This is a genomic window from Ureibacillus chungkukjangi, from assembly GCF_003217295.1.
In the GTDB taxonomy this organism is placed as follows: Bacteria; Bacillota; Bacilli; order Bacillales_A; family Planococcaceae; genus Ureibacillus; species Ureibacillus chungkukjangi.
Window position 1 is genome coordinate 1 of record NZ_QJTJ01000043.1, and the last position, 18899, is coordinate 18899.

Annotated in this window: 17 protein-coding genes, 1 tRNA gene, 2 rRNA genes and 1 pseudogene; 3 read left to right on the plus strand and 18 right to left on the minus strand. The window is 34.8% G+C overall.

Features of this window, described 5'->3' with window-relative positions; translation table 11 throughout:
* Window positions 1-201 precede the first annotated feature (201 nt).
* Together BJ095_RS17540 and BJ095_RS17545 are read right to left on the minus strand one after the other, a co-directional pair.
* The gene (locus tag BJ095_RS17540; RefSeq protein ID WP_107937459.1) at window positions 202-1551 is read right to left on the minus strand and encodes a hypothetical protein; all 1350 of its coding nucleotides are present in this window, start codon (window positions 1549-1551) and stop codon (window positions 202-204) included.
* A gap of 418 nt (window positions 1552-1969) precedes the next feature.
* Window positions 1970-2521: pseudogene (locus BJ095_RS17545) on the minus strand (recombinase family protein); the annotation flags it as partial.
* A gap of 795 nt (window positions 2522-3316) precedes the next feature.
* Between BJ095_RS17545 and BJ095_RS19315 the strand changes: the two are divergent.
* Entirely contained in the window at window positions 3317-3664 is a 348-nt protein-coding gene (locus BJ095_RS19315) for a type II toxin-antitoxin system PemK/MazF family toxin (protein ID WP_107937469.1), read from the plus strand.
* A 426-nt stretch (window positions 3665-4090) separates the two neighbouring features.
* On the opposite strand, the gene BJ095_RS17555 is transcribed toward BJ095_RS19315, so the two are convergent.
* The 5 genes from BJ095_RS17555 to groES form a co-directional block, all read right to left on the minus strand.
* On the minus strand, window positions 4091-4366 hold the full coding sequence (locus BJ095_RS17555; RefSeq protein WP_107937455.1) for a hypothetical protein: 276 nt from the start codon (window positions 4364-4366) through the stop codon (window positions 4091-4093).
* Between the two features lie 245 nt (window positions 4367-4611).
* Window positions 4612-5799, minus strand: a complete 1188-nt coding sequence (locus BJ095_RS17560; protein ID WP_107937454.1) for a hypothetical protein — start codon at window positions 5797-5799, stop codon at window positions 4612-4614.
* Between the two features lie 525 nt (window positions 5800-6324).
* On the minus strand, window positions 6325-7236 hold the full coding sequence (locus tag BJ095_RS17565) for a tyrosine-type recombinase/integrase (RefSeq protein WP_107937452.1): 912 nt from the start codon (window positions 7234-7236) through the stop codon (window positions 6325-6327).
* Window positions 7237-7406: 170 nt separating this feature from the next.
* Window positions 7407-9032 carry a chaperonin GroEL gene (gene groL / locus BJ095_RS17570; protein WP_107937450.1) on the minus strand — a complete coding sequence of 542 codons (1626 nt, stop codon included), beginning with the start codon at window positions 9030-9032 and terminating at the stop codon, window positions 7407-7409.
* Between the two features lie 109 nt (window positions 9033-9141).
* Window positions 9142-9426: a co-chaperone GroES gene (gene groES, locus BJ095_RS17575; protein ID WP_107937448.1), complete on the minus strand. Its 285-nt coding sequence runs from the start codon at window positions 9424-9426 to the stop codon at window positions 9142-9144.
* Window positions 9427-9725: 299 nt separating this feature from the next.
* On the opposite strand from groES, the gene BJ095_RS17580 reads away from it, so the two are divergent.
* Complete coding sequence (locus tag BJ095_RS17580; RefSeq protein WP_107937445.1) at window positions 9726-10436, plus strand: CPBP family intramembrane glutamic endopeptidase; 711 nt, start codon at window positions 9726-9728, stop codon at window positions 10434-10436.
* 63 nt (window positions 10437-10499) lie between these two features.
* Here the strand turns inward: BJ095_RS17580 and tatC are convergent, their stop codons facing one another.
* The 3 genes from tatC to BJ095_RS17595 form a co-directional block, all read right to left on the minus strand.
* The gene (gene tatC / locus BJ095_RS17585; RefSeq protein WP_107937443.1) at window positions 10500-11321 is read right to left on the minus strand and encodes a twin-arginine translocase subunit TatC; all 822 of its coding nucleotides are present in this window, start codon (window positions 11319-11321) and stop codon (window positions 10500-10502) included.
* Between the two features lie 19 nt (window positions 11322-11340).
* Window positions 11341-11568, minus strand: coding sequence for a twin-arginine translocase TatA/TatE family subunit (locus BJ095_RS17590; RefSeq protein ID WP_107937441.1), 228 nt, complete (start codon window positions 11566-11568; stop codon window positions 11341-11343).
* Window positions 11569-11648: 80 nt separating this feature from the next.
* Window positions 11649-12281 carry a redox-sensing transcriptional repressor Rex gene (locus BJ095_RS17595; protein ID WP_107937439.1) on the minus strand — a complete coding sequence of 211 codons (633 nt, stop codon included), beginning with the start codon at window positions 12279-12281 and terminating at the stop codon, window positions 11649-11651.
* Between the two features lie 257 nt (window positions 12282-12538).
* Here BJ095_RS17595 and BJ095_RS17600 point away from each other — a divergent pair, with 257 nt between their 5' ends.
* Window positions 12539-14494 carry an ABC-F family ATP-binding cassette domain-containing protein gene (locus tag BJ095_RS17600; protein ID WP_107937437.1) on the plus strand — a complete coding sequence of 652 codons (1956 nt, stop codon included), beginning with the start codon at window positions 12539-12541 and terminating at the stop codon, window positions 14492-14494.
* A gap of 452 nt (window positions 14495-14946) precedes the next feature.
* Here the strand turns inward: BJ095_RS17600 and tsaD are convergent, their stop codons facing one another.
* From tsaD to BJ095_RS17640, 8 genes are all read right to left on the minus strand, one after another.
* Window positions 14947-15963, minus strand: a complete 1017-nt coding sequence (gene tsaD / locus BJ095_RS17605) for a tRNA (adenosine(37)-N6)-threonylcarbamoyltransferase complex transferase subunit TsaD (protein ID WP_107937435.1) — start codon at window positions 15961-15963, stop codon at window positions 14947-14949.
* On the minus strand, window positions 15956-16405 hold the full coding sequence (gene rimI / locus BJ095_RS17610) for a ribosomal protein S18-alanine N-acetyltransferase (RefSeq protein WP_107937433.1): 450 nt from the start codon (window positions 16403-16405) through the stop codon (window positions 15956-15958). Before rimI ends, tsaD begins: the two co-directional genes overlap by 8 nt.
* A 4-nt stretch (window positions 16406-16409) precedes the next feature.
* A complete protein-coding gene (gene tsaB, locus BJ095_RS17615; protein ID WP_107937431.1) occupies window positions 16410-17111 on the minus strand; it encodes a tRNA (adenosine(37)-N6)-threonylcarbamoyltransferase complex dimerization subunit type 1 TsaB in 702 nt (233 codons plus the stop codon).
* Window positions 17108-17560: a tRNA (adenosine(37)-N6)-threonylcarbamoyltransferase complex ATPase subunit type 1 TsaE gene (gene tsaE, locus BJ095_RS17620; RefSeq protein WP_107937429.1), complete on the minus strand. Its 453-nt coding sequence runs from the start codon at window positions 17558-17560 to the stop codon at window positions 17108-17110. Before tsaE ends, tsaB begins: the two co-directional genes overlap by 4 nt.
* A 237-nt stretch (window positions 17561-17797) precedes the next feature.
* The gene (locus tag BJ095_RS17625) at window positions 17798-18154 is read right to left on the minus strand and encodes a hypothetical protein (RefSeq protein WP_146223233.1); all 357 of its coding nucleotides are present in this window, start codon (window positions 18152-18154) and stop codon (window positions 17798-17800) included.
* Window positions 18155-18312: 158 nt separating this feature from the next.
* Window positions 18313-18388 (minus strand) — tRNA-Asp (locus BJ095_RS17630).
* A 172-nt stretch (window positions 18389-18560) separates the two neighbouring features.
* Window positions 18561-18676 (minus strand): 5S ribosomal RNA (gene rrf, locus BJ095_RS17635).
* A gap of 129 nt (window positions 18677-18805) precedes the next feature.
* Window positions 18806-18899, minus strand: a 23S ribosomal RNA gene (locus BJ095_RS17640); the annotation flags it as partial.

Consider the following 18899-nt stretch of genomic DNA (forward strand, 5'->3'; position numbering starts at 1 on the left):
CTAATTCCGCTCCAACATCTTTTTTCTCATTATAAACAAAAGTACCCTACAAGAAGGACTTTTTTTAAAGTGTCCATCTTATAGGGTACATTTTATCTTATGGGAGACTTCCTTTAAACCTTAAATATTCAAATCATTTGTTTTTGTCATTTCTGTAAGCCAATTGTAGTAAGTGAATAATAAACCTTAAGCAAATTATATTTAACTATTACCAGTTATTAATTTTCTATATTCCTCTTCATTAGACCATGGAACAACTTCTGATATTTCTTTATAATTAACTTCGTCTTTTAAAAAGTTATAATATTTCCCTTTATATCCTAAAACTCTTAGAATACTAAGTTCTAAGTATTTTACACCCAATTGCCACACTCTATATTTTATTTTCCAATTATCACTTTCTAATTTGCTTTTCTTTTTAGGATGTACAATATCATTTCTCATGTCAGTAAATAAATGCACTCCATCTTTAAATTTATTATTAGAAAAATTCAAACCCTCCACCTTAGGTAGCTCTCTAGGAATATCTAGTTCATATAATAGTAATCTCAGTTTGTCTGACGTTCTAAGCTTACTATCAAATATCTGACCATCCATAATTTCTTTATCTTCAACGATGTATGTCCAAGCAATATTTTCAAGCGCAATTTGAATAGACACAATTTTATTCTCTATATATGTAGACCTCAAACCATCAAAATACCATGTAAATATATTTTTAAGTACTTTCCCCCAAAGTTCATCTTGCAATTTATCAACTAATTCAACAAAAATATGTCCTAAATTATTATATACTTCCCTAATAGGATACCAGTTTGAAATATCTCTCCAATTATTAATTATAGGTGTTTGATATTTTTCAAAAATACACTCATCATCTTTAACTCCCAAAAAGTAACAAAAACCTATTTGCCTTCCACTCGAGAATGATAACAACCATATTAAAGACTCTATAATATTTTCTACGTCTACAACATCAAAATCTTTATTATCTTTTCTCTTTAATTCAGCAAAGTGTGTAATACAATAGCCGCCTTGCTTTTTCAAATCTTCATATATTTGTTTATGATTTTCTCTCTTATCTATTGTAACTTTGTAATCCCCATATTCAAAAATTAATCTACCACTGTACTTCATATTAGAACCATTGATATAAATTCCATTATTATTTCTAAAATTAACTATTGCGAAACTAATCTTATCTACGTTCGAATCATCTTTTGATACATCTAGTTTCGAATTTAAGACACCAGAAACTTCAAAGTAATTTGCCATATTAATAGATGTTAGGAGTGCACTACCCTTAAATCCGTTTGGCAAAGTGATTTCAACGTTATCAACACCCATAAACTCATTTAATCCCTTAACTCCATCATTCACTATTCCTGTAAACTCAATATTAGGATTAGGTAACCATTTTAGAGAAACTAATCCATTTACAAGAAGCCTTTTATCGTTTAGTAATAAATTGTATTCTCCTTCATAGATTACTATGGATTCATTTGTATTCAATTTTTCTAAATTAGAAATAACAATACTCTCATTTTCCATATGCTCACCCCGCACTAAATCAATAGTATTTATTCATTTTAAAGATAATTGTATTATACACTTAAGAATTTATTTGCATATATTCGTAAGAGAACTGTTGTACCTCTACACAGCTTACTCACTTAATTTATAGTTCGTTTAAATCCATAATATCAAAACTATCACTACCACAATATCCACATTCTTCAGCATCAAAAGGAACACTCTCACCGCAGTCATTACAAAATCTATCAAAATGATGTTCTTGCAATTCATAATTTCTAATTGCATTTGATTCAGATTTATTTTCCAATAGGTTAGTTTCTTGAATGCTAAAATTAACGTTTATATCATCATTTGATATGTTTTCAGTTCCATTGGATACCTCAATTTCTTTTGACTTTTGAAGTGATAGATTATGCACATATTTCTCATACTCTTTGCGGTTTTTAACCGCTCTAATTAATGTAGACTTACTAATTCCCGTTAAATCTGCAACTTGATTATAAGAATTGCTCTCTAACAAACTTATAGCATGGTCTAGTTGTTTTTTTGTGTATTTATTCGGTCTACCTTCTCTATAGTTTGGATTTAGCTTTGCAATCGCTTTACCCTCCTGAGTACGCTCTACAATCATATTTCGTTCCATTTCAGCAACAGCTAGTAACGTTGTCAAGAAGAACCGACCCATACTCGTGTTCTCTAATAAGCCTACATTCAACACATGCACTTTAACATCCTTCTTAAATAGTTGTTCAACCAGCTCAATACCTTCTTTAGTATTACGTGCTAGTCGGTCTAATTTAGTTACAACTAGTTTGTCTCCTTTTTGCAATACTTCTAGCAGCTCTTTTAACTTTGGTCTTTCAGTAGAAGTACCTGTGAACTTTTCTTGATAGATGGTTTCAACGTTCTCATTATGTAAGGCTTGAATCTGAGCTTCAAGGTCCTGCCCTTTTGTTGACACACGAGCATATCCATATACCGCCATTTTTGTACCTCATTTCGCACTATACTTTTGACACTTATTTATGACACCTATTGATACCTTGATAATACTGCAACTACCAACAAGTGTCAATACTTATAAATTATGGTACCGATAAATAATTAGTTGTTTCCATATGAAAAAAAACAGATTACAATAATTACCGAAGGAGTTGAAATAATGGGTAAAGAGGATAAAAAAGATAAAGAGATTAAAGAAAAGAACGAAAATCAATTTATATCATTCATGTTAAACAAAATATTCAATCGAGCTAACCTATTCATCATTATCATTGCATTGCTAATTTGTTTATTTTGGATAAAGAAAGATGAAAACATAAATCTAGGTGATTTCATTTCATTATCAAGTGGTCTTGTGTCAATAGCTCTAGCTTTTGTAGCAATAATAATTGCGGTTGGTGGGGATATTAAAACAAGTAATACTGAAAGAAAGACAGATTTCGCTTTAGACGAAGTTGTCAAAAATGTCCGTGCATTGTCCACCTTAGTTGAATCATTAGAAAGGGAACAAAAAAACCTAATTAATAAGACCGATTTGACTAATTCTTCTATTGAAGAATTTTTTATGAGATTTTATGAAAATGGTAAATCTCCACTCGATTCAAGCGAACCAAACAAATCTGCTGAACCTAGCAAATCTACTGAACCTAGCAAATCTGCTGAACCTAGCAAATCTGCTGAACCTAGCAAATCTGCTGAACCTAGCAAATCTGCTGAACCTAGCAAATTTAAATTTAATGAAAATACTCAAAAGGTTGATGCCAAAAGTTATTCAGGTATATGTAAAAGAGGAGACATATTTTTTGCCGATTTATCACCTGTAGTCGGCAGTGAACAAGGTGGTAGAAGACCTGTATTAATAATTTCTAATGATATTAATAATCGTTTTAGCCCCACTGTAACAATTGCTGCTATTACTGCACAAATCCAAAAGGCAAAACTACCGACACATGTCGAATTAAACGCTGATAAGTATTACCTCGAACGAAATTCGGTTATTTTAGTCGAACAGGTGCGTACGATTGATAAATCGAGACTTTCAGAAAAACTTACATCGTTAGATTTAGAAATAATGTCAAAAGTCGATAATGCACTTGAAATACAATACGGACTTATTAAATTATAATTTATCTACAACCATTCGTATCTCCCGCTAGTCAAACTTTACAGCAATGAGGGAATACACCTGTTCACAATTGTCTAAGTACATTTTAGTTAAAGGCACTCTTTGCTCCATTGGAATTGCCTTTAACTTTGTGTTTCATTTAAATCAATATCTCTCCAAATAAAACCTTTCGTATACTCTTTCGTCAATCTTCCAATAAACTACCACTTTTTTCGATTCTCACCTTTTTATGAGTTAAGGACACACTTTATTTTCAGCAGATAAACTACCCGTTTTTTGATAGCTATGGATTTACTCAAAAACAGACATTATCGACTCGTTGTGTAACAAGGGAGTAAAATTGTTCCTCTTACAAACAAAAAAAGAGGGCAACCCAAAATGGTTACTCCCTACTTATTTGTTTTTATACATATTAACTTGGTTATTTTATACATCGCCAGCAGATAAAATCGTTGTCTCTCCTAATGATACAAGAATTTTTTGTATTCCAATAGGCTTTTGATAATAGAAAAGATATTTATAAGATGAAGGTGCTAATCCCATTATCATTTCATAACCTTGTTTTGCATCATTAAACGTGTAATACAAGCTAGCATTAGTTGGTTCTCGATAATTACAGCACTCTATTAAACCATTCTCTAATATTTTTTCATAGATATAGCTACCATCTTCTGTGACAAGTGCATAATATGTTAATTCCATAGTTAATCTTCTCCTTCATGCTTCACGACTATTGATTTAACAATATCATTTCATAGACCGAATTATTAGTCTTTTAACAAAGTGTATCTTATGGTAAAATATACCTATAAAAATAGCAATATGATATATATTTGCATACATAGATGTTTGATAAATATAAAAGCACACAAACTTAATGATGTACTAGTGTAAAAGAGTATTAGCCTTAGGATTCAAAGCACCACTTAAGATTTATGCTACTTTTACTAATACTCACCAAAAAAATCTAATTCTTCATCATCTGAAACCTCAAGAGGTTCTATTGGTTTAATATTTATGTCGCCTTCAATTTTATTTTCCCCAAACCCCATGAGCTTTTGGGCTTTAGCAATATATTCATGAGTCCACTTAGGCAAGGGATATTCGAGTTTTTTAAGCAAACCAATTAAAATCAGATTGAAATACCTTTTGGTTTCATCAGTTTCTTGTTTCAAATTCTCAAAATCATTACTTAATTCCTTCTTAGCATTAGTTAGTAGTGAATCGACATATGCTTTTCTATAATCAATAGCTAAATGTTTTTTCCCCTTCATTAATACCCTTATAACATTCGCTTTTGTTAATACAGAAGGAAAATGTAAATCCATATAACTTAAAAATTCTATTTCATGTTCTTGTTTCAATTGTTCAGGCTTATACCTAATTTTGCTAACGCTTTGGACAGTATAATTTTTATCTGTTGTTCTATTGTAATCGTCAATAGTAGTTTTTTGTTGATTCTTGAGCATCTCATACATCTCTTCGGAAATCTCATTGCCACCACTTTTATCGTATATCATGTACCTAAAACTTCTATCTATGAATCCATTTTTATTCAGGAAAGATAGTGCACTGTGCATAAGGTTTCTGTTTCTGTCCCTTATAAAACTATGTAAATTCATAGTTATGTTTTGTGGATATTTCATAACTTGTCCTTGAATATTTTCTCCAATTAACTCTAAAACATCTGAATGGGAAATTGCTTCAACGTCTATCAAATTTAGCTCTTGTCCTAAACGTGAGTTAGTTATAACAAATTTTTCTCCATCAGTAGTATCGATAAAGTCCATAGGTCTTCTTTCTAAGAAGGAAAGAATTAAATCTCCAATAATTGGGATGAAGTCACTGAAATTAGCTCCATTATTCTTCCTATTATCTTTTTTCGAGACTTTTTGCTCTAATTCTTCTCCCACAATATATCTTCGTTTTTTGCCACCTAGGATTTTTCCTAATTCATTTTTCTTTAGTTCACATGTTTTATACATAGTAAGTAAATCCTTCTTTAATGACTCTACACTATCACTATTATCTAAATAACCCCTGCGATTGAAACTATTTAATTTCTTTTCTGCATTAGGAATGCCCCGCTCTAAACATAACTGAATAACCTGTATCTCTGTATATTCTTTACTCACAATATCAACTTCCAATCATAAATATTTTACGAGAAGATTAAATACTAATATAATATTTTTTAATTAGTATTTGATTATCTCGTATTTATAATAATGTTTTATATAGTCATATATATTATATACATCTCTATCGATTTCATTAAGTCTTTTTGTCATTTTTTTAATATTTTTACTAGGGGAATTTTAAAAAATGAAAATCTTCTACTATTTATATATATTCGATATTAATGCAACAGGAAATAAAAAAAGCCCTGGCAGATAGCCAGAGCTGCAAAACTTTCTTATAATTTGAATAGCGAGGTTTTTAACTTAAGTATATAAGTTATTTATAGGATTATGCTATTCATTCTGTTCATTCAATTCCTTCCCCCTCATTGTTATATACACAGTGCCATACCTCCTCACTCTTTTTTGTGATATCATCAATTGATTTATATAATTCTTATAGAAAATCTCTTAAATCCTTCGCTACTTCCTCCACATCTACCTATAAGTTATCGTTGAAATCGTAAAGCTCAAAAATCTTTAAATATCCAAATTATTTAAAGGATTATGTTGCTCATTCTGTTCCTTTAACTCATTCCCCCACATAGCAACATACCGCATCGTAGTAGAGACATTTTGATGACGCATCATCTTTTGAATCGCAAAGGTAGACATTCCACTCATAGCCAATCTATGACAGAAAGTGTGACGAAAAGTATGAGGACTAACACGAACATTTGCAAAATTCATCTTCAACCTAAGATTATCAAAAAGCTGTGAAATCGAAAAATCCGTCATCGCACTATTATCCCGATTTAAAAAGACATAATCATTCTCATGCCCAAAATATTGTTTGCAAAATGCTCCATAAATCGTTAGTTCTTTTGCTAATTTTTCTGTTAAAAAGACAGTTTCATATTGACGGTTCTTTCCATATACATTCAGAGTTAAATTAGTAATATCTACGTCACACCACTTTAATTGAATAACTTCTTTTCTTCTTAACCCTGTTCCCAATAACAACACGATAAGCATATATCCACGATAGCTGAAATAATTTTTCTCTTTTCTTCTCAAACTTCGATAATAAGCCAACATTTGATATATCTGTTCATCCGTAAAAACATCAATTTTAACATCTTCTTTTTGCTGCTTCACTTTCAAAGCAATATTTTCTGTAACAATTTTTTCATCCAGTAAGTAGTTATAGAAAGCTCGTATCCGTTGAATCTTGGAGTTTATTGTACTTGGCTTATTTCCCCTCTCTTGACACTCTAGGAGGTAATCTCGAATGTGTGAGTGCCTTACATCAGTCACATTATTCAACCCTCTAGCAATGCAATATTCGATGAATGGAGCTAATAATTGACGATAGTTCTGAATATTCCTTTCTGTTGTATTTTTGAATCGTCTGTCTGCAATAAAATCCTCATAAGCAAATTTTAAAAGCATAAAAAAACCACCTCTCATAATTTTGAAATCATGAGAAGTGGTAGTTGCTGTACTAATTAATTGTGAGTAACACTACTTCATATAAAGAAGTGTTGAAACGGAAAATTCAGAGGTTCTCTATGGCTATTTACTTGATATATAAAACCCCTCTAACCCTTGTCACACAAGGATTACATCATGCCGCCCATACCGCCCATATCAGGCATTGCTGGAGCGTTTGGTTCTGGGATATCTGCTACTACTGCTTCAGTTGTTAGGAATAGAGCAGCTACAGATGCAGCGTTTTGTAATGCTGAACGAGTAACTTTCGCTGGGTCAACTACACCTGCTTCGATCATGTTTACCCATTCGCCGTTAGCAGCGTTGAAGCCTACGCCCACTTCTTCGCGTTTTAAGCGGTCTACGATGATTGAACCTTCAAGACCTGCGTTGTTAGCGATTTGACGTACTGGCTCTTCAAGAGCACGTAATACGATACGTACACCAGTTGCTACATCGCCTTCTACAGAATCAATAACTTTTTCAACTGCAGCATATACGTTAAGAAGTGCAGTACCACCACCGGATACGATACCTTCTTCAACCGCAGCACGAGTTGAGTTTAATGCGTCTTCGATACGTAATTTACGTTCTTTTAACTCAGTTTCAGTTGCAGCACCAACTTTGATTACTGCTACCCCACCTGCTAATTTAGCAAGGCGTTCTTGTAATTTTTCTTTGTCAAATTCAGAAGTAGTTTCTGCAATTTGAGCACGGATTTGATTTACACGTACTTCGATTTCGTCTGCATTACCAGCACCTTCAACAATCGTAGTGTTATCTTTAGATACTACTACTTTACCAGCGCGACCTAGAGTTGTAACATCAGCTGTTTTTAAATCTAAGCCAAGATCAGAAGTGATTACTTGACCACCAGATAATACAGCGATATCTTCTAGCATTGCTTTACGACGGTCACCGAAGCCAGGAGCTTTAACAGCTACAACGTTAAATGTCCCGCGTAATTTATTTAAGATTAATGTAGTAAGAGCTTCCCCTTCCACATCCTCAGCAATGATTAATAATGGACGGCTTTGTTGAACAACTTGTTCAAGTAAAGGTAAGATTTCTTGGATGTTTGAAATCTTTTTATCTGTTACTAAGATATAAGGGTTGTCTAATACTGCTTCCATTTTGTCAGTATCAGTTACCATGTAGTGAGATACGTATCCGCGATCGAATTGCATACCTTCAACTACATCTAACTCAGTAGTGAAGCCTTTAGATTCTTCAATTGTGATAACACCGTCAGTACCTACACGTTCCATAGCGTCTGCGATGAAATCACCTACTTCTTCATCAGCAGCAGAAATTGCAGCCACTTGAGCAATTGCTTCTTTGTTTTCTACTGGACGAGAAATAGCTTGTAATTCTTCTAATGCAGCAGCAACAGCTTTGTCCATTCCTTTACGGATTCCAACAGGGTTAGCTCCTGCAGTTACGTTTTTAAGACCTTCACGAATCATAGCTTGTGCTAATACTGTTGCCGTAGTTGTACCGTCACCAGCGATTTCGTTAGTTTTAGAAGCAACTTCTGCAACTAGCTTTGCACCCATATTTTCATATGCATTTTCTAACTCGATTTCTTTTGCGATTGTTACACCATCATTCGTAATTAGTGGTGAACCATATTTTTTCTCAAGAACCACGTTACGTCCTTTTGGTCCTAAAGTTACTTTTACAGCATTCGCTAATTTATCAACACCTTGAAGCATTAATGAACGTGCTTCTTCAGAGAATTTAATATCTTTTGCCATTTTGTCTACCTCCAAATTTATATTTTCTATTCAAAATCAAAAGTAGCATGTGAGCGCCGTAATCGATATGTAAGGCGCCCTTTTTGCTTAAGATTAACGTTTAAGATTATTAGCCAAGAATAGCTAGGACATCACTTTCGCGAAGAATTAAGTATTCTTTGCCTTCATATTTCACTTCTGTGCCTGAGTATTTAGAGAAAATAATACGCTCTCCTTCTTTAACATCAAGCTCGACGCGTGTGCCGTTATCTAGAACACGACCAGTTCCCACAGCAACAACATTTCCTTCTTGTGGTTTTTCTTTTGCTGAATCTGGAAGTACAAGCCCTGATGCTGTAATTTCTTCCACCTCAACTAGTTCGATAATGATACGATCACCTAATGGTCTTAACAAGTGAAACAACCTCCTACAAATTATAATTTATATAATCTTATTAGCACTCTCTACATACGAGTGCTAACACAATTATTATAATAATGAATTACTTTTCCATTTGCAAGTGAGACGCCCAAAAAATTTTGTTTTCTTTCCGTATTCATCTACAATAGAAGCATAGAGTATTATAAGTAAATCTTAGAACTTGCCGGAGATAGTTTAACTACTTAGATTCACGGATATACATTGATTATATTCAATACATATCCAAAGTAAAAAATATTATAGACTAGTTTTAGAAAGAGGGAATTTTTCTATTGAGTACTTCTACAAAGTTTCAAACACAAAAAACCGCCTTTTATGTTTTAATCACCTACATAGTCGCTCAATTATCTGGCTTCCTATTAAGAATTCCACCTATCCAGTCATTCTTCCTTCAATTTTTTTCACAAGATGGAAATGAACTTATTGCATTAGCAGCTTGGTGGTCGACAATCTCCTTTGCAATTGCATTCTTAGTTTGTATATTCTTAATCTCTAAGAATAAGAACTTCTGGGATATATTTAAGGGAGAAAAAGCTTCAATTCCTGTTTCTATCGGTTGGGGAGTTATTGGGTTTTTCTTAGTATTTTTAGGACAATCGATTGGAGCGATTATAGAAAGGAGCCTGGGAATCCAAACTAGCTCTGAAAATACGGAAGCCATTATTAAATTAACTGAAATTGCTCCTATTATGATTTTAGCGACAGTTCTTTTAGGACCGATATTAGAAGAATTTGTATTCCGCCGTGTTGTCTTTGGCTCCATCGTGCAAACTCAAAATTTCTGGGTTGCCGGACTTATTAGTTCTATCATATTTGCGCTGATTCACTTTGACTTTACACATATTATTTTATATACAATCAGTGGATTGATCTTTGCGTTTTTATACTTTAAAACACGCCGGTTACTTACCTCTATTATTGCGCATATGCTATTAAACGGCTTCGTGACGATTGTTCAAATGGTTCCACAGCTGTTTAAATAACCTAATCAATAAAAAAATCCCCTTTTCAGAAGCATCTAGCCTTTGAAAAGAGGATTTTTAAGTTTATTGATTCATTTCTTCAATTTGACGGCGTTGTTCTGCCAGCAATTCTTCTACTCGTATCTTTTGCTCGATTTCTTTTTCTTCTTGTCTTCGCATTTCTTCAGCCACTTGATATTTCTTATAGCCTATCCGAGCAATCACAATACTAATTTCATATAACACAAACAGCGGAATCGAAATCAAAATATATGAAATAATATCCGGTGGTGCAACTAGTACTGCTAACACGAATAAGACAAAATAAGAATACTTACGGAATTTCACCATAAGCTGCGGATTTAAAATCCCCAGTCTAGCTAAGAAAAGCATTACAACAGGCAGCTCGAAAATGATACCGAATGGAACGACCAGTTTAAATAAGAAGCCGAAATATTCATTAATCCCAATTGTTTGTTGAATATTAAGATCATCTGATAATTGCATCATGAAGTTCATAATATTTGGGAACAAAATATAATAACCGAATGCTAGTCCAGCAACGAACAGTAAAAATGCATAAGGAATATATTTTAACGTTGCTTTCCGCTCAGTTTCATGAAGCCCAGGAGTGATAAACGCCCATAGCTGATAGAGAATGATTGGTGAAGTAATGATAAACGCTACTACGAATGTGACTTCCAAATACACAGTAAGTGGATCTCCTACATTGAAGGCGTTTAAGGTTAATTGCTCTGCTTGTTCGCTATACTGAATATGTTTAATAATCGGCTTTGCAAAATAAAAGCTCACAATTAAGGCAAGAATAAAGAAAACTGCACAAATAACTAACCGCTTTCTTAACTCTTCTATATGTTCAATAACAGTGAGTTCTTGTGGATTCATGGAAATGGACATCCTTAACTTACTTGTTTTCTTTTTCTAGATCTTTTTGCTCGATGACATTTACGTTCTTTTTCTTGTCGTCCTCTTCATCTTCTAATAACCCTTTAGTTCCTTTTTTGAACTCGCGAAGTGTTGTTCCCATCGCTCTACCTAGTTCGGGTAGTTTCTTTGGTCCAAAAACTAAAAGAGCTACTACACAAATAATAACTACGGCAAATGGTGAAATTGCATTTAAATGCACAACCATTGTAGCCACCTCCTCTATTATATGTACATTTTATCGCATCTTGTCGCATTTTGCTAATGGATAAATTTTAATACTTTGTGTCAATCACTATTACGAATTAAATAGATTAACGCTTCTAGCTCGACAGATAAATCGATATTCATCATCTTCATAGAATCTGGTACATTTAACCTTACTGGCGTAAAGTTTAATATTCCCTTTGCGTCAATTGCAACTAAACGATCTGCCATAACCTGTGCAGAACGCGAGGATACAGTTAAGATAGCTAATTCTGCGTGATATTCATGGTACATTTCCTCTAAACGATCTGGATGATAAACCGGTATCCCGTTTACCTCTGTTCCATCATGTGGTGCTTTTGAGTCAAATGCTACGACAATTCTTGTATTGTGATTCTTTTGGAAATTGTATTTTAAAAAAGCATTTCCTAAGTTCCCCACACCAATTAACGCAACATTTGCTCCTTCATCCTGATCTAATGTTTCTCTAAAAAACTCAAGCAAATGAAGAACATCATACCCATATCCCTTTTTACCCAGTGCACCAAAATAGGAAAAATCACGACGAATGGTTGCTGAATCAATTTTCATTGCCTCACTCAACTCTTGTGATGAAATTCTTCTTTTTCCTTCATTGGCGAAGTTTTGTAAAAAACGATAATAGAGCGGAAGTCTTTTCGTGGTTGCTTGAGGAATTTTCATGTCATGCTTCACATAGTATCCCCCAATCTCTTTCCCAAACTGACTATCACCTCATCTAAAGTGATAATTAAAAGTCTACATCCCTAATATAAAATTCTTATTGCGCTAAAACACCACTATCCCTAAGTGATGGTTCGATTAAACTTTAGTGAATTTAATATAATTCAAAATCGTTTTCATCTTACTAAACCTATAGAAATAAGTAAAGCATCCACATTGCGCCAGCATTCCCCATCCATTAAACTAAAGATAGAACTGAGGTGTAAATAATGATTGTTTTACAAGTAAATCAATTATATAAATCTTTTGTCACAGATGAAATACTTAGTGGCGTAAAATTAGAAGTTCAACATAGAGATCGAGTTGCATTAGTTGGACGCAACGGTGCAGGAAAATCGACTTTACTTAAAATAATCGCTGGTCAAATGTCGTATGATTCTGGAGAAATTATCATTCCAAAGGACGTGAAAATTGGCTACCTTGAGCAGCACGCCGGGATTGAGTCCGACTTGTCGATTTGGGATGAAATGATGACAATATTCGACTCATTACGTAATCAGGAAAAAAAATTACGTTCCCTTGAACAACGTATGGCTGACCCAGCTGTTTACGATAATACAGAAAATTATGGGCGTGTAATGGCAGAGTATGATCAATTACAGCATGATTTTAAGGATGCTGGCGGCTATCAATATGAAGCCGATACTCGTTCGGTGCTTCACGGTATGCAATTTTTCCCTGAGGATTACGAAAAGCCGATTCTTTCCCTTTCTGGAGGCCAAAGAACTCGTTTAGCGTTAGCGAAGCTGTTACTGAGTAAGCCAGATTTGTTGATTTTGGACGAGCCAACTAACCATCTTGATATCGAAACCTTAAGCTGGCTAGAAAATTACTTAAAGGGCTATGAGGGTGCGATACTAATTGTTTCCCATGACCGTTATTTCTTAGACCAGGTTGTTTCAATTGTTTATGAGGTTTCCAGAACACATGTGTCAAAATACGTCGGAAACTACAGTGCTTATTTAGATGAAAAAGCAAAAAATTATGAGCGCGACTTGAAAATGTTTGAACGTCAACAGGATGAGAAAGCAAAACTAGAGGCATTCATTCAAAAAAATATAGCCCGTGCTTCCACAACTAAAATGGCCCAAAGCCGCAGAAAGGTCCTTGAACGAACAGACTGGATGGATTCTCCTGATGGTGATGAGCGTTCAGCAAACTTCGGGTTTACTATCGAAAGACAAAGTGGAAATGATGTGCTTTCTGTCGATGACTTAATGATTGGCTACGAGGGAAAAAGCATATCAAAAAATATCAATATGCGCCTCTTCCGAGAAGATCGCATTGCACTTGTTGGGCCAAATGGTGTTGGTAAATCGACATTGCTTAAAACAATAGTGAAGGACTTACCAATCCAGTCAGGAAATATTCGCTATGGTGCCAATGTTCAAATTGGCTATTATGACCAAGAACAAGCAAAGCTTACTGGAAACAAGTCTGTTCTTCAGGAGCTATGGGATGAATGGCCACTTTTAAATGAAAAAGATATTCGAACAATTTTAGGCCGCTTCCTATTTAGTGGGGATGATGTTTCAAAGCCTGTTAGTTCATTATCAGGTGGAGAAAAGGCTCGGGTTGCCTTGGCCAAGCTTATGATGCAGAAGGCAAATCTACTTGTACTTGATGAGCCGACAAACCATCTTGACTTAGATAGTAAAGAAGTTTTAGAAAATGCACTTATTGATTATCCCGGAACATTATTATTCGTATCCCACGACCGTTACTTCATTAATCGCATTGCGACGAAGGTAGTCGAATTATCTGGTACTGGTTCCTTTGAATACTTGGGTGATTATGATTATTATCTTGAGAAAAAGCAGGAACTTGAGGAACTAGCAGAAATGAAAGCTGCTGCTGAAAAGGCATCGCAAAAAACAAGTGATACAATAGTATCCAAAACATCAACTTCTCAAATTGATAAAGATGCTAAAAAACGCGAACGCCAAATCCGTCGTACTGTTGAGGAACTAGAAAAGAAAATGATTGAAATAAGTGAACAAATTGCCAGCATTGAAGTAAAGCTTTGTGAGCCAGATATCTTCAAGGACCACGAGCTAGTAATGAAGTATCAAAGCGAGCTTGATGCTATCAAAGCTGAACACGATAAGTTAGAGCTGCAATGGCTCGAATTAAATGATGAGCTTGAGAATATTATATCCGGCTAGCCGAAAACCTAAAAATATCATGTGCATATGTGCATGGTATTTTTATTATCCCTTAATAATTTACATATATCTTGGTCAATAGACAAATTTCGATAAAAAATCTCCACAATTTTATTCACATGAACAATTAAGCAATATCAACATATCAACACACTTTTCCACATTATCCACAGTTTCTAATTTATTTATCCACAATACAATGTGCAAAAGATGACACTATATATAGTTTTACCACACGTTATCCCCAAGTTATCCACAATTTGTGCATAAGTACGAATGTTCGCCTTGACAATTTTATAAAAATATTGTTAGCCTGTGGATAAGTTTTCAGAAAAATTATACAAAAGGTGAATAACTCAATAACTTAAGAAAAAGCAAACATAAATTAGAAGGATTTATTTTAGTAAAAAAATAATAGCCGTTTCATAGTATTATGAAACGACTAATTTTAACTATATCCAGCTTTTTAATTCCTTACCGGGAAGACCATTCATAGCAAGGTCACCACGAACTCCAGCCACATACATATAAGAAGCAGCCGCTCCAATCATTGCCGCATTATCTGTACATAGCTTTAAAGGCGGAACAATAAAAGGAATTTGCTCCTTTTCAAAGACTTGCTCCAAGCTTGTTCTTAGTCCTTTATTTGCAGATACACCACCTGCAGCTATCACTTGTTTTACATTAAATTCACGTGCTGCACGTAAGGTTTTTGTTGTTAGCACTTCCACAACACTATCCTGGAAGCCCTTTGCAACCTTTTGAGGGTCGATTTCTTCCCCTCTTTGGTCCATATTGTGCTTATAGTTAATAACTGCTGATTTTAAGCCACTAAAGCTGAAGTCATATGAATTCTCCTCTAGCCATGCACGAGGAAAATCAATGCCTTCTTTCGCTTCCTGTGCCAGACGGTCAATATGGGGACCACCTGGATAAGGCATATTAAGAACTCGAGCCACTTTGTCATAGGCTTCCCCAGCAGCATCATCCCGAGTTTCTCCAATTACTTCAAAGCTACCATGCTCTTTCATCAATACCAATTCCGTATGCCCACCTGAAACAACTAGAGCTAATAATGGAAACTCCATTGGCTCCACAAGTGCATTCGCATAGATATGACCTGCAATATGATGCACTGGAATTAGTGGAAGGCCATGAGCAAATGCAAAGGCTTTAGCAGCATTTATTCCTATTAATAATGCACCTACTAATCCAGGTCCTTCTGTTACAGCAACAGCGGTTAAATCTGAAGGCTGCATGTTCGCCTTTTCTAATGCTTCTTCAATTACAATGGTAATTTGTTCGACGTGGTGCCTTGAAGCTACTTCCGGCACTACTCCACCAAAACGTTTTTGACTATCGATTTGTGATGCTACGATATTCGACACAATCTCAGTACCATTGCGAATGATAGCGGCAGCTGTTTCATCACAGCTTGTTTCGATTGCTAAAATATATTGATCATTCATTTAAATTCACCCACATTACTAGAGCATCTTCTTGATTGTCTGTATAATATCCTTTTCGAATCCCACCATCCTGGAATCCGAGTTTTCTATAAAGATTTTGTGCAACGACATTCGAAACACGTACTTCCAAGCTCATAACATCTACGTCTTTCTCTTTGGCAATACGCATTGCTTCACGCATCAAGCCCTCTCCAATACCCAGCCCACGCGCTGCTTCTACTACTGCTACGTTTGTAATTTGCGCCGAATCAATTACTAGCCACATTCCACAAAAGCCAATAATTTTTTCTGCATCATTTTCTGCTACCAAATAGTAAGCAAAATTATTTTCTCTCATTTCATAATGAAACGAATCTAATGTCCAAGGTGTCGGAAAGGATGCTAATTCAATTTCATGAACTGCCTCTACATCCTCTGGGGTCATTTTACGATAAAGTACCATTCTTTTATTGCCCCTTTTTTTGATCCTTAATCCAATTTGCCTCTGCCTCTGTGATACGATGGTATTGTGGAATAAAGCTATTTACTGCTTCTACACTCGGCAGTGGTTGTTTTTGTGCTAGCTCAATCAAGTGAGCACCTCTTGGTAATGCTAACGAAGAAGGTGCGAAGCTTGCTTGATCACCTAGTTGAGCTACGATTTTTTCCTTAAAGATATCTATATCCAGCCCAACAAATAACACTGGCATATTTAACTCCTGCAACTGTTCCAATAAGCCCTCGATTGAACTATGGTGATCCTCAATAATTGGTTCTATCGTTGTACCATGGAAGACCGCTGTATATACATTTTGTCTTCTTGCATCAAACAATGCGCAGATTACTCCATTAAAGTCTTGTCCATTGGCTGCTAATACCTGTAAGCTAGAAACCCCAACTAAAGGTTTTTTTAGCGTCCAAGCTAATGTTTTAGCAATCGTTACACCAATTCGTAGACCTGTATAGGAACCTGGTCCTTCAGAAACTGCTATTGCATCGATATCTACTGGTTTTAATTTAGCTTTTTGGAAAAGTTCTTCTATTTTTGGCATCACTGTAACAGAATGCGTTAGATTTTCATTTTGTACAATTTCCTCTACTACTTGTCCATCCTTTACAATGGCTATGGATAGAGGTGAATTCGATGTTTCAATTCCTAACCAAATCATTTAAATAACTCCTCACACAATCGTTCATATCGCTCACCGATTGGTTTTAATACAAATTTTCTTTTATCCTCATCGATTCGATAAATTTCAATCGCTAATCGTTCATTTGGTAAATCTTCTTCTATCAAATGTGCCCATTCCACTACACTAACAGCCTCACCATAAAAGATTTCCTCCCACCCAAGATCTTCATCACTATCCGCTAAACGATAAACATCTAAATGGTTAAAAGGTAATCTTCCCTCATATTGCTTCATTATTGTAAAGGTCGGACTATTTACTGTTCTTGTAATCCCTAAGCCCTTAGCAAGTGCTTGTGTAAATGTCGTTTTTCCTGCTCCCAAATCGCCTTCAAGCGTAATTGTGTCCTGAGCTTTTAAAAGTTCTGCCAAGCTTTGTGCTAAGCTTTGTGTTTCTTCTAAGGACATAACTTCTTTTTCAAATATCATTTAAACTACCCTCTCACATTCACATTACCCTAAGTTTACCTAATCAGAGTTAAATGTTCAAAGTCTAAACCTGTAACTCTTTAAATAAAACAAATTATATTACTATGTATCATCTAATTTTTCCAATTTATTTGAATGTATTTGGGTTTTGTTATTATGTTTGCGTTATTTAATCGGTAAAATCCATGGCTAGACTACGATACTTGATTGCAGATTCTCTCTTCTTAGATTAAGGAGCTATCGAGTAGAATAGCCACTCTTTTCTATTATTTTTTTCTTTTCTACTTTCCCATTTTCAAAATATATTTCGTAGCTTTGAGTCATAAGTAATTCATCGTCCCACAGATATACACCTTCATTCACAAGCTTTCCCTCGCCCTTAACAATCTCTACAACTTCTAAATAGGACATTCCCATCTCTAGCTTTTCGAACTCTTCTTGATTCATATTTTGCTGCCAGTGGAAAGAATTCATGTCTTCTATATCATGATATTTATTAACAGCATTGTACCATTGTGAAAAAAGCACAATAATCCCAACTATAAGGATAAATATTAAAGCTAAACTATTTCTTCGTAATCTTTTTTTATTCATTAAAATCACCTCAAAAATTAACATTACTACCACTATATTTATGAAGTAGTAACATCATGTGACTTTAAAGAAAAAAGTAGATTATAAGTTTCAAAAGGTAGATAAAAAGAAAAAAGCTCACATAAAGCAATGCTTTACATGAGCGTATATGTATAATATGGCGGTCCCGACCGGGATCGAACCGGCGATCTCCTGCGTGACAGGCAGGCATGTTAACCGCTACACCACGGGACCAAACTCTTCTATTAGAATATCATTTTTTAGTAATTTTTACAATAATTATTTTGGCTCTTACCGTTGTTTAAATGATATATTTGGTTAAATATTCTGTTGGTTTTCTATCTCTTAGTTGTAATTTTGGGCTTAATCCAAATAAAAAAACCACTGAATACTCAGTGGTTTAGTTGCCTAGCGACGTCCTACTCTCACAGGGGGAAGCCCCCAACTACCATCGGCGCTAAAGAGCTTAACTTCCGTGTTCGGTATGGGAACGGGTGTGACCTCTTTGCCATCATCACTAGACTTGCACATGGATGTGCTGGCTTCGCCGTTGCAACATGGACGTTGCGCTCTTAGGTGAAGTTCCTATTTGTTTCTGAAAGAAGCTTGTTCTCTCAAAACTGGATAAAGACATTGATTGCATTCAAGATTTTGGTTAAGTCCTCGATCGATTAGTATTCGTCAGCTCCATGTGTCACCACACTTCCACCTCGAACCTATCTACCTCATCGTCTTTGAGGGATCT

Excerpts from the sequence above, each read along its gene's own strand:
- groL (WP_107937450.1), bottom strand. The coding sequence starts at position 9,032 with ATGGCAAAAGATATTAAATTCTCTGAAGAAGCACGTTCATTAATGCTT.
- tsaD (WP_107937435.1), bottom strand. The coding sequence starts at position 15,963 with ATGAATGATCAATATATTTTAGCAATCGAAACAAGCTGTGATGAAACA.
- BJ095_RS17600 (WP_107937437.1), top strand. The coding sequence starts at position 12,539 with ATGATTGTTTTACAAGTAAATCAATTATATAAATCTTTTGTCACAGAT.
- tsaE (WP_107937429.1), bottom strand. The coding sequence starts at position 17,560 with ATGATATTTGAAAAAGAAGTTATGTCCTTAGAAGAAACACAAAGCTTA.
- rimI (WP_107937433.1), bottom strand. The coding sequence starts at position 16,405 with ATGGTACTTTATCGTAAAATGACCCCAGAGGATGTAGAGGCAGTTCAT.
- tatC (WP_107937443.1), bottom strand. The coding sequence starts at position 11,321 with ATGAATCCACAAGAACTCACTGTTATTGAACATATAGAAGAGTTAAGA.
- BJ095_RS17625 (WP_146223233.1), bottom strand. The coding sequence starts at position 18,154 with ATGAATAAAAAAAGATTACGAAGAAATAGTTTAGCTTTAATATTTATC.
- BJ095_RS17540 (WP_107937459.1), bottom strand. The coding sequence starts at position 1,551 with ATGGAAAATGAGAGTATTGTTATTTCTAATTTAGAAAAATTGAATACA.
- BJ095_RS17565 (WP_107937452.1), bottom strand. The coding sequence starts at position 7,236 with ATGCTTTTAAAATTTGCTTATGAGGATTTTATTGCAGACAGACGATTC.
- BJ095_RS17555 (WP_107937455.1), bottom strand. The coding sequence starts at position 4,366 with ATGGAATTAACATATTATGCACTTGTCACAGAAGATGGTAGCTATATC.
- tsaB (WP_107937431.1), bottom strand. The coding sequence starts at position 17,111 with ATGATTTGGTTAGGAATTGAAACATCGAATTCACCTCTATCCATAGCC.
- BJ095_RS17590 (WP_107937441.1), bottom strand. The coding sequence starts at position 11,568 with ATGGTTGTGCATTTAAATGCAATTTCACCATTTGCCGTAGTTATTATT.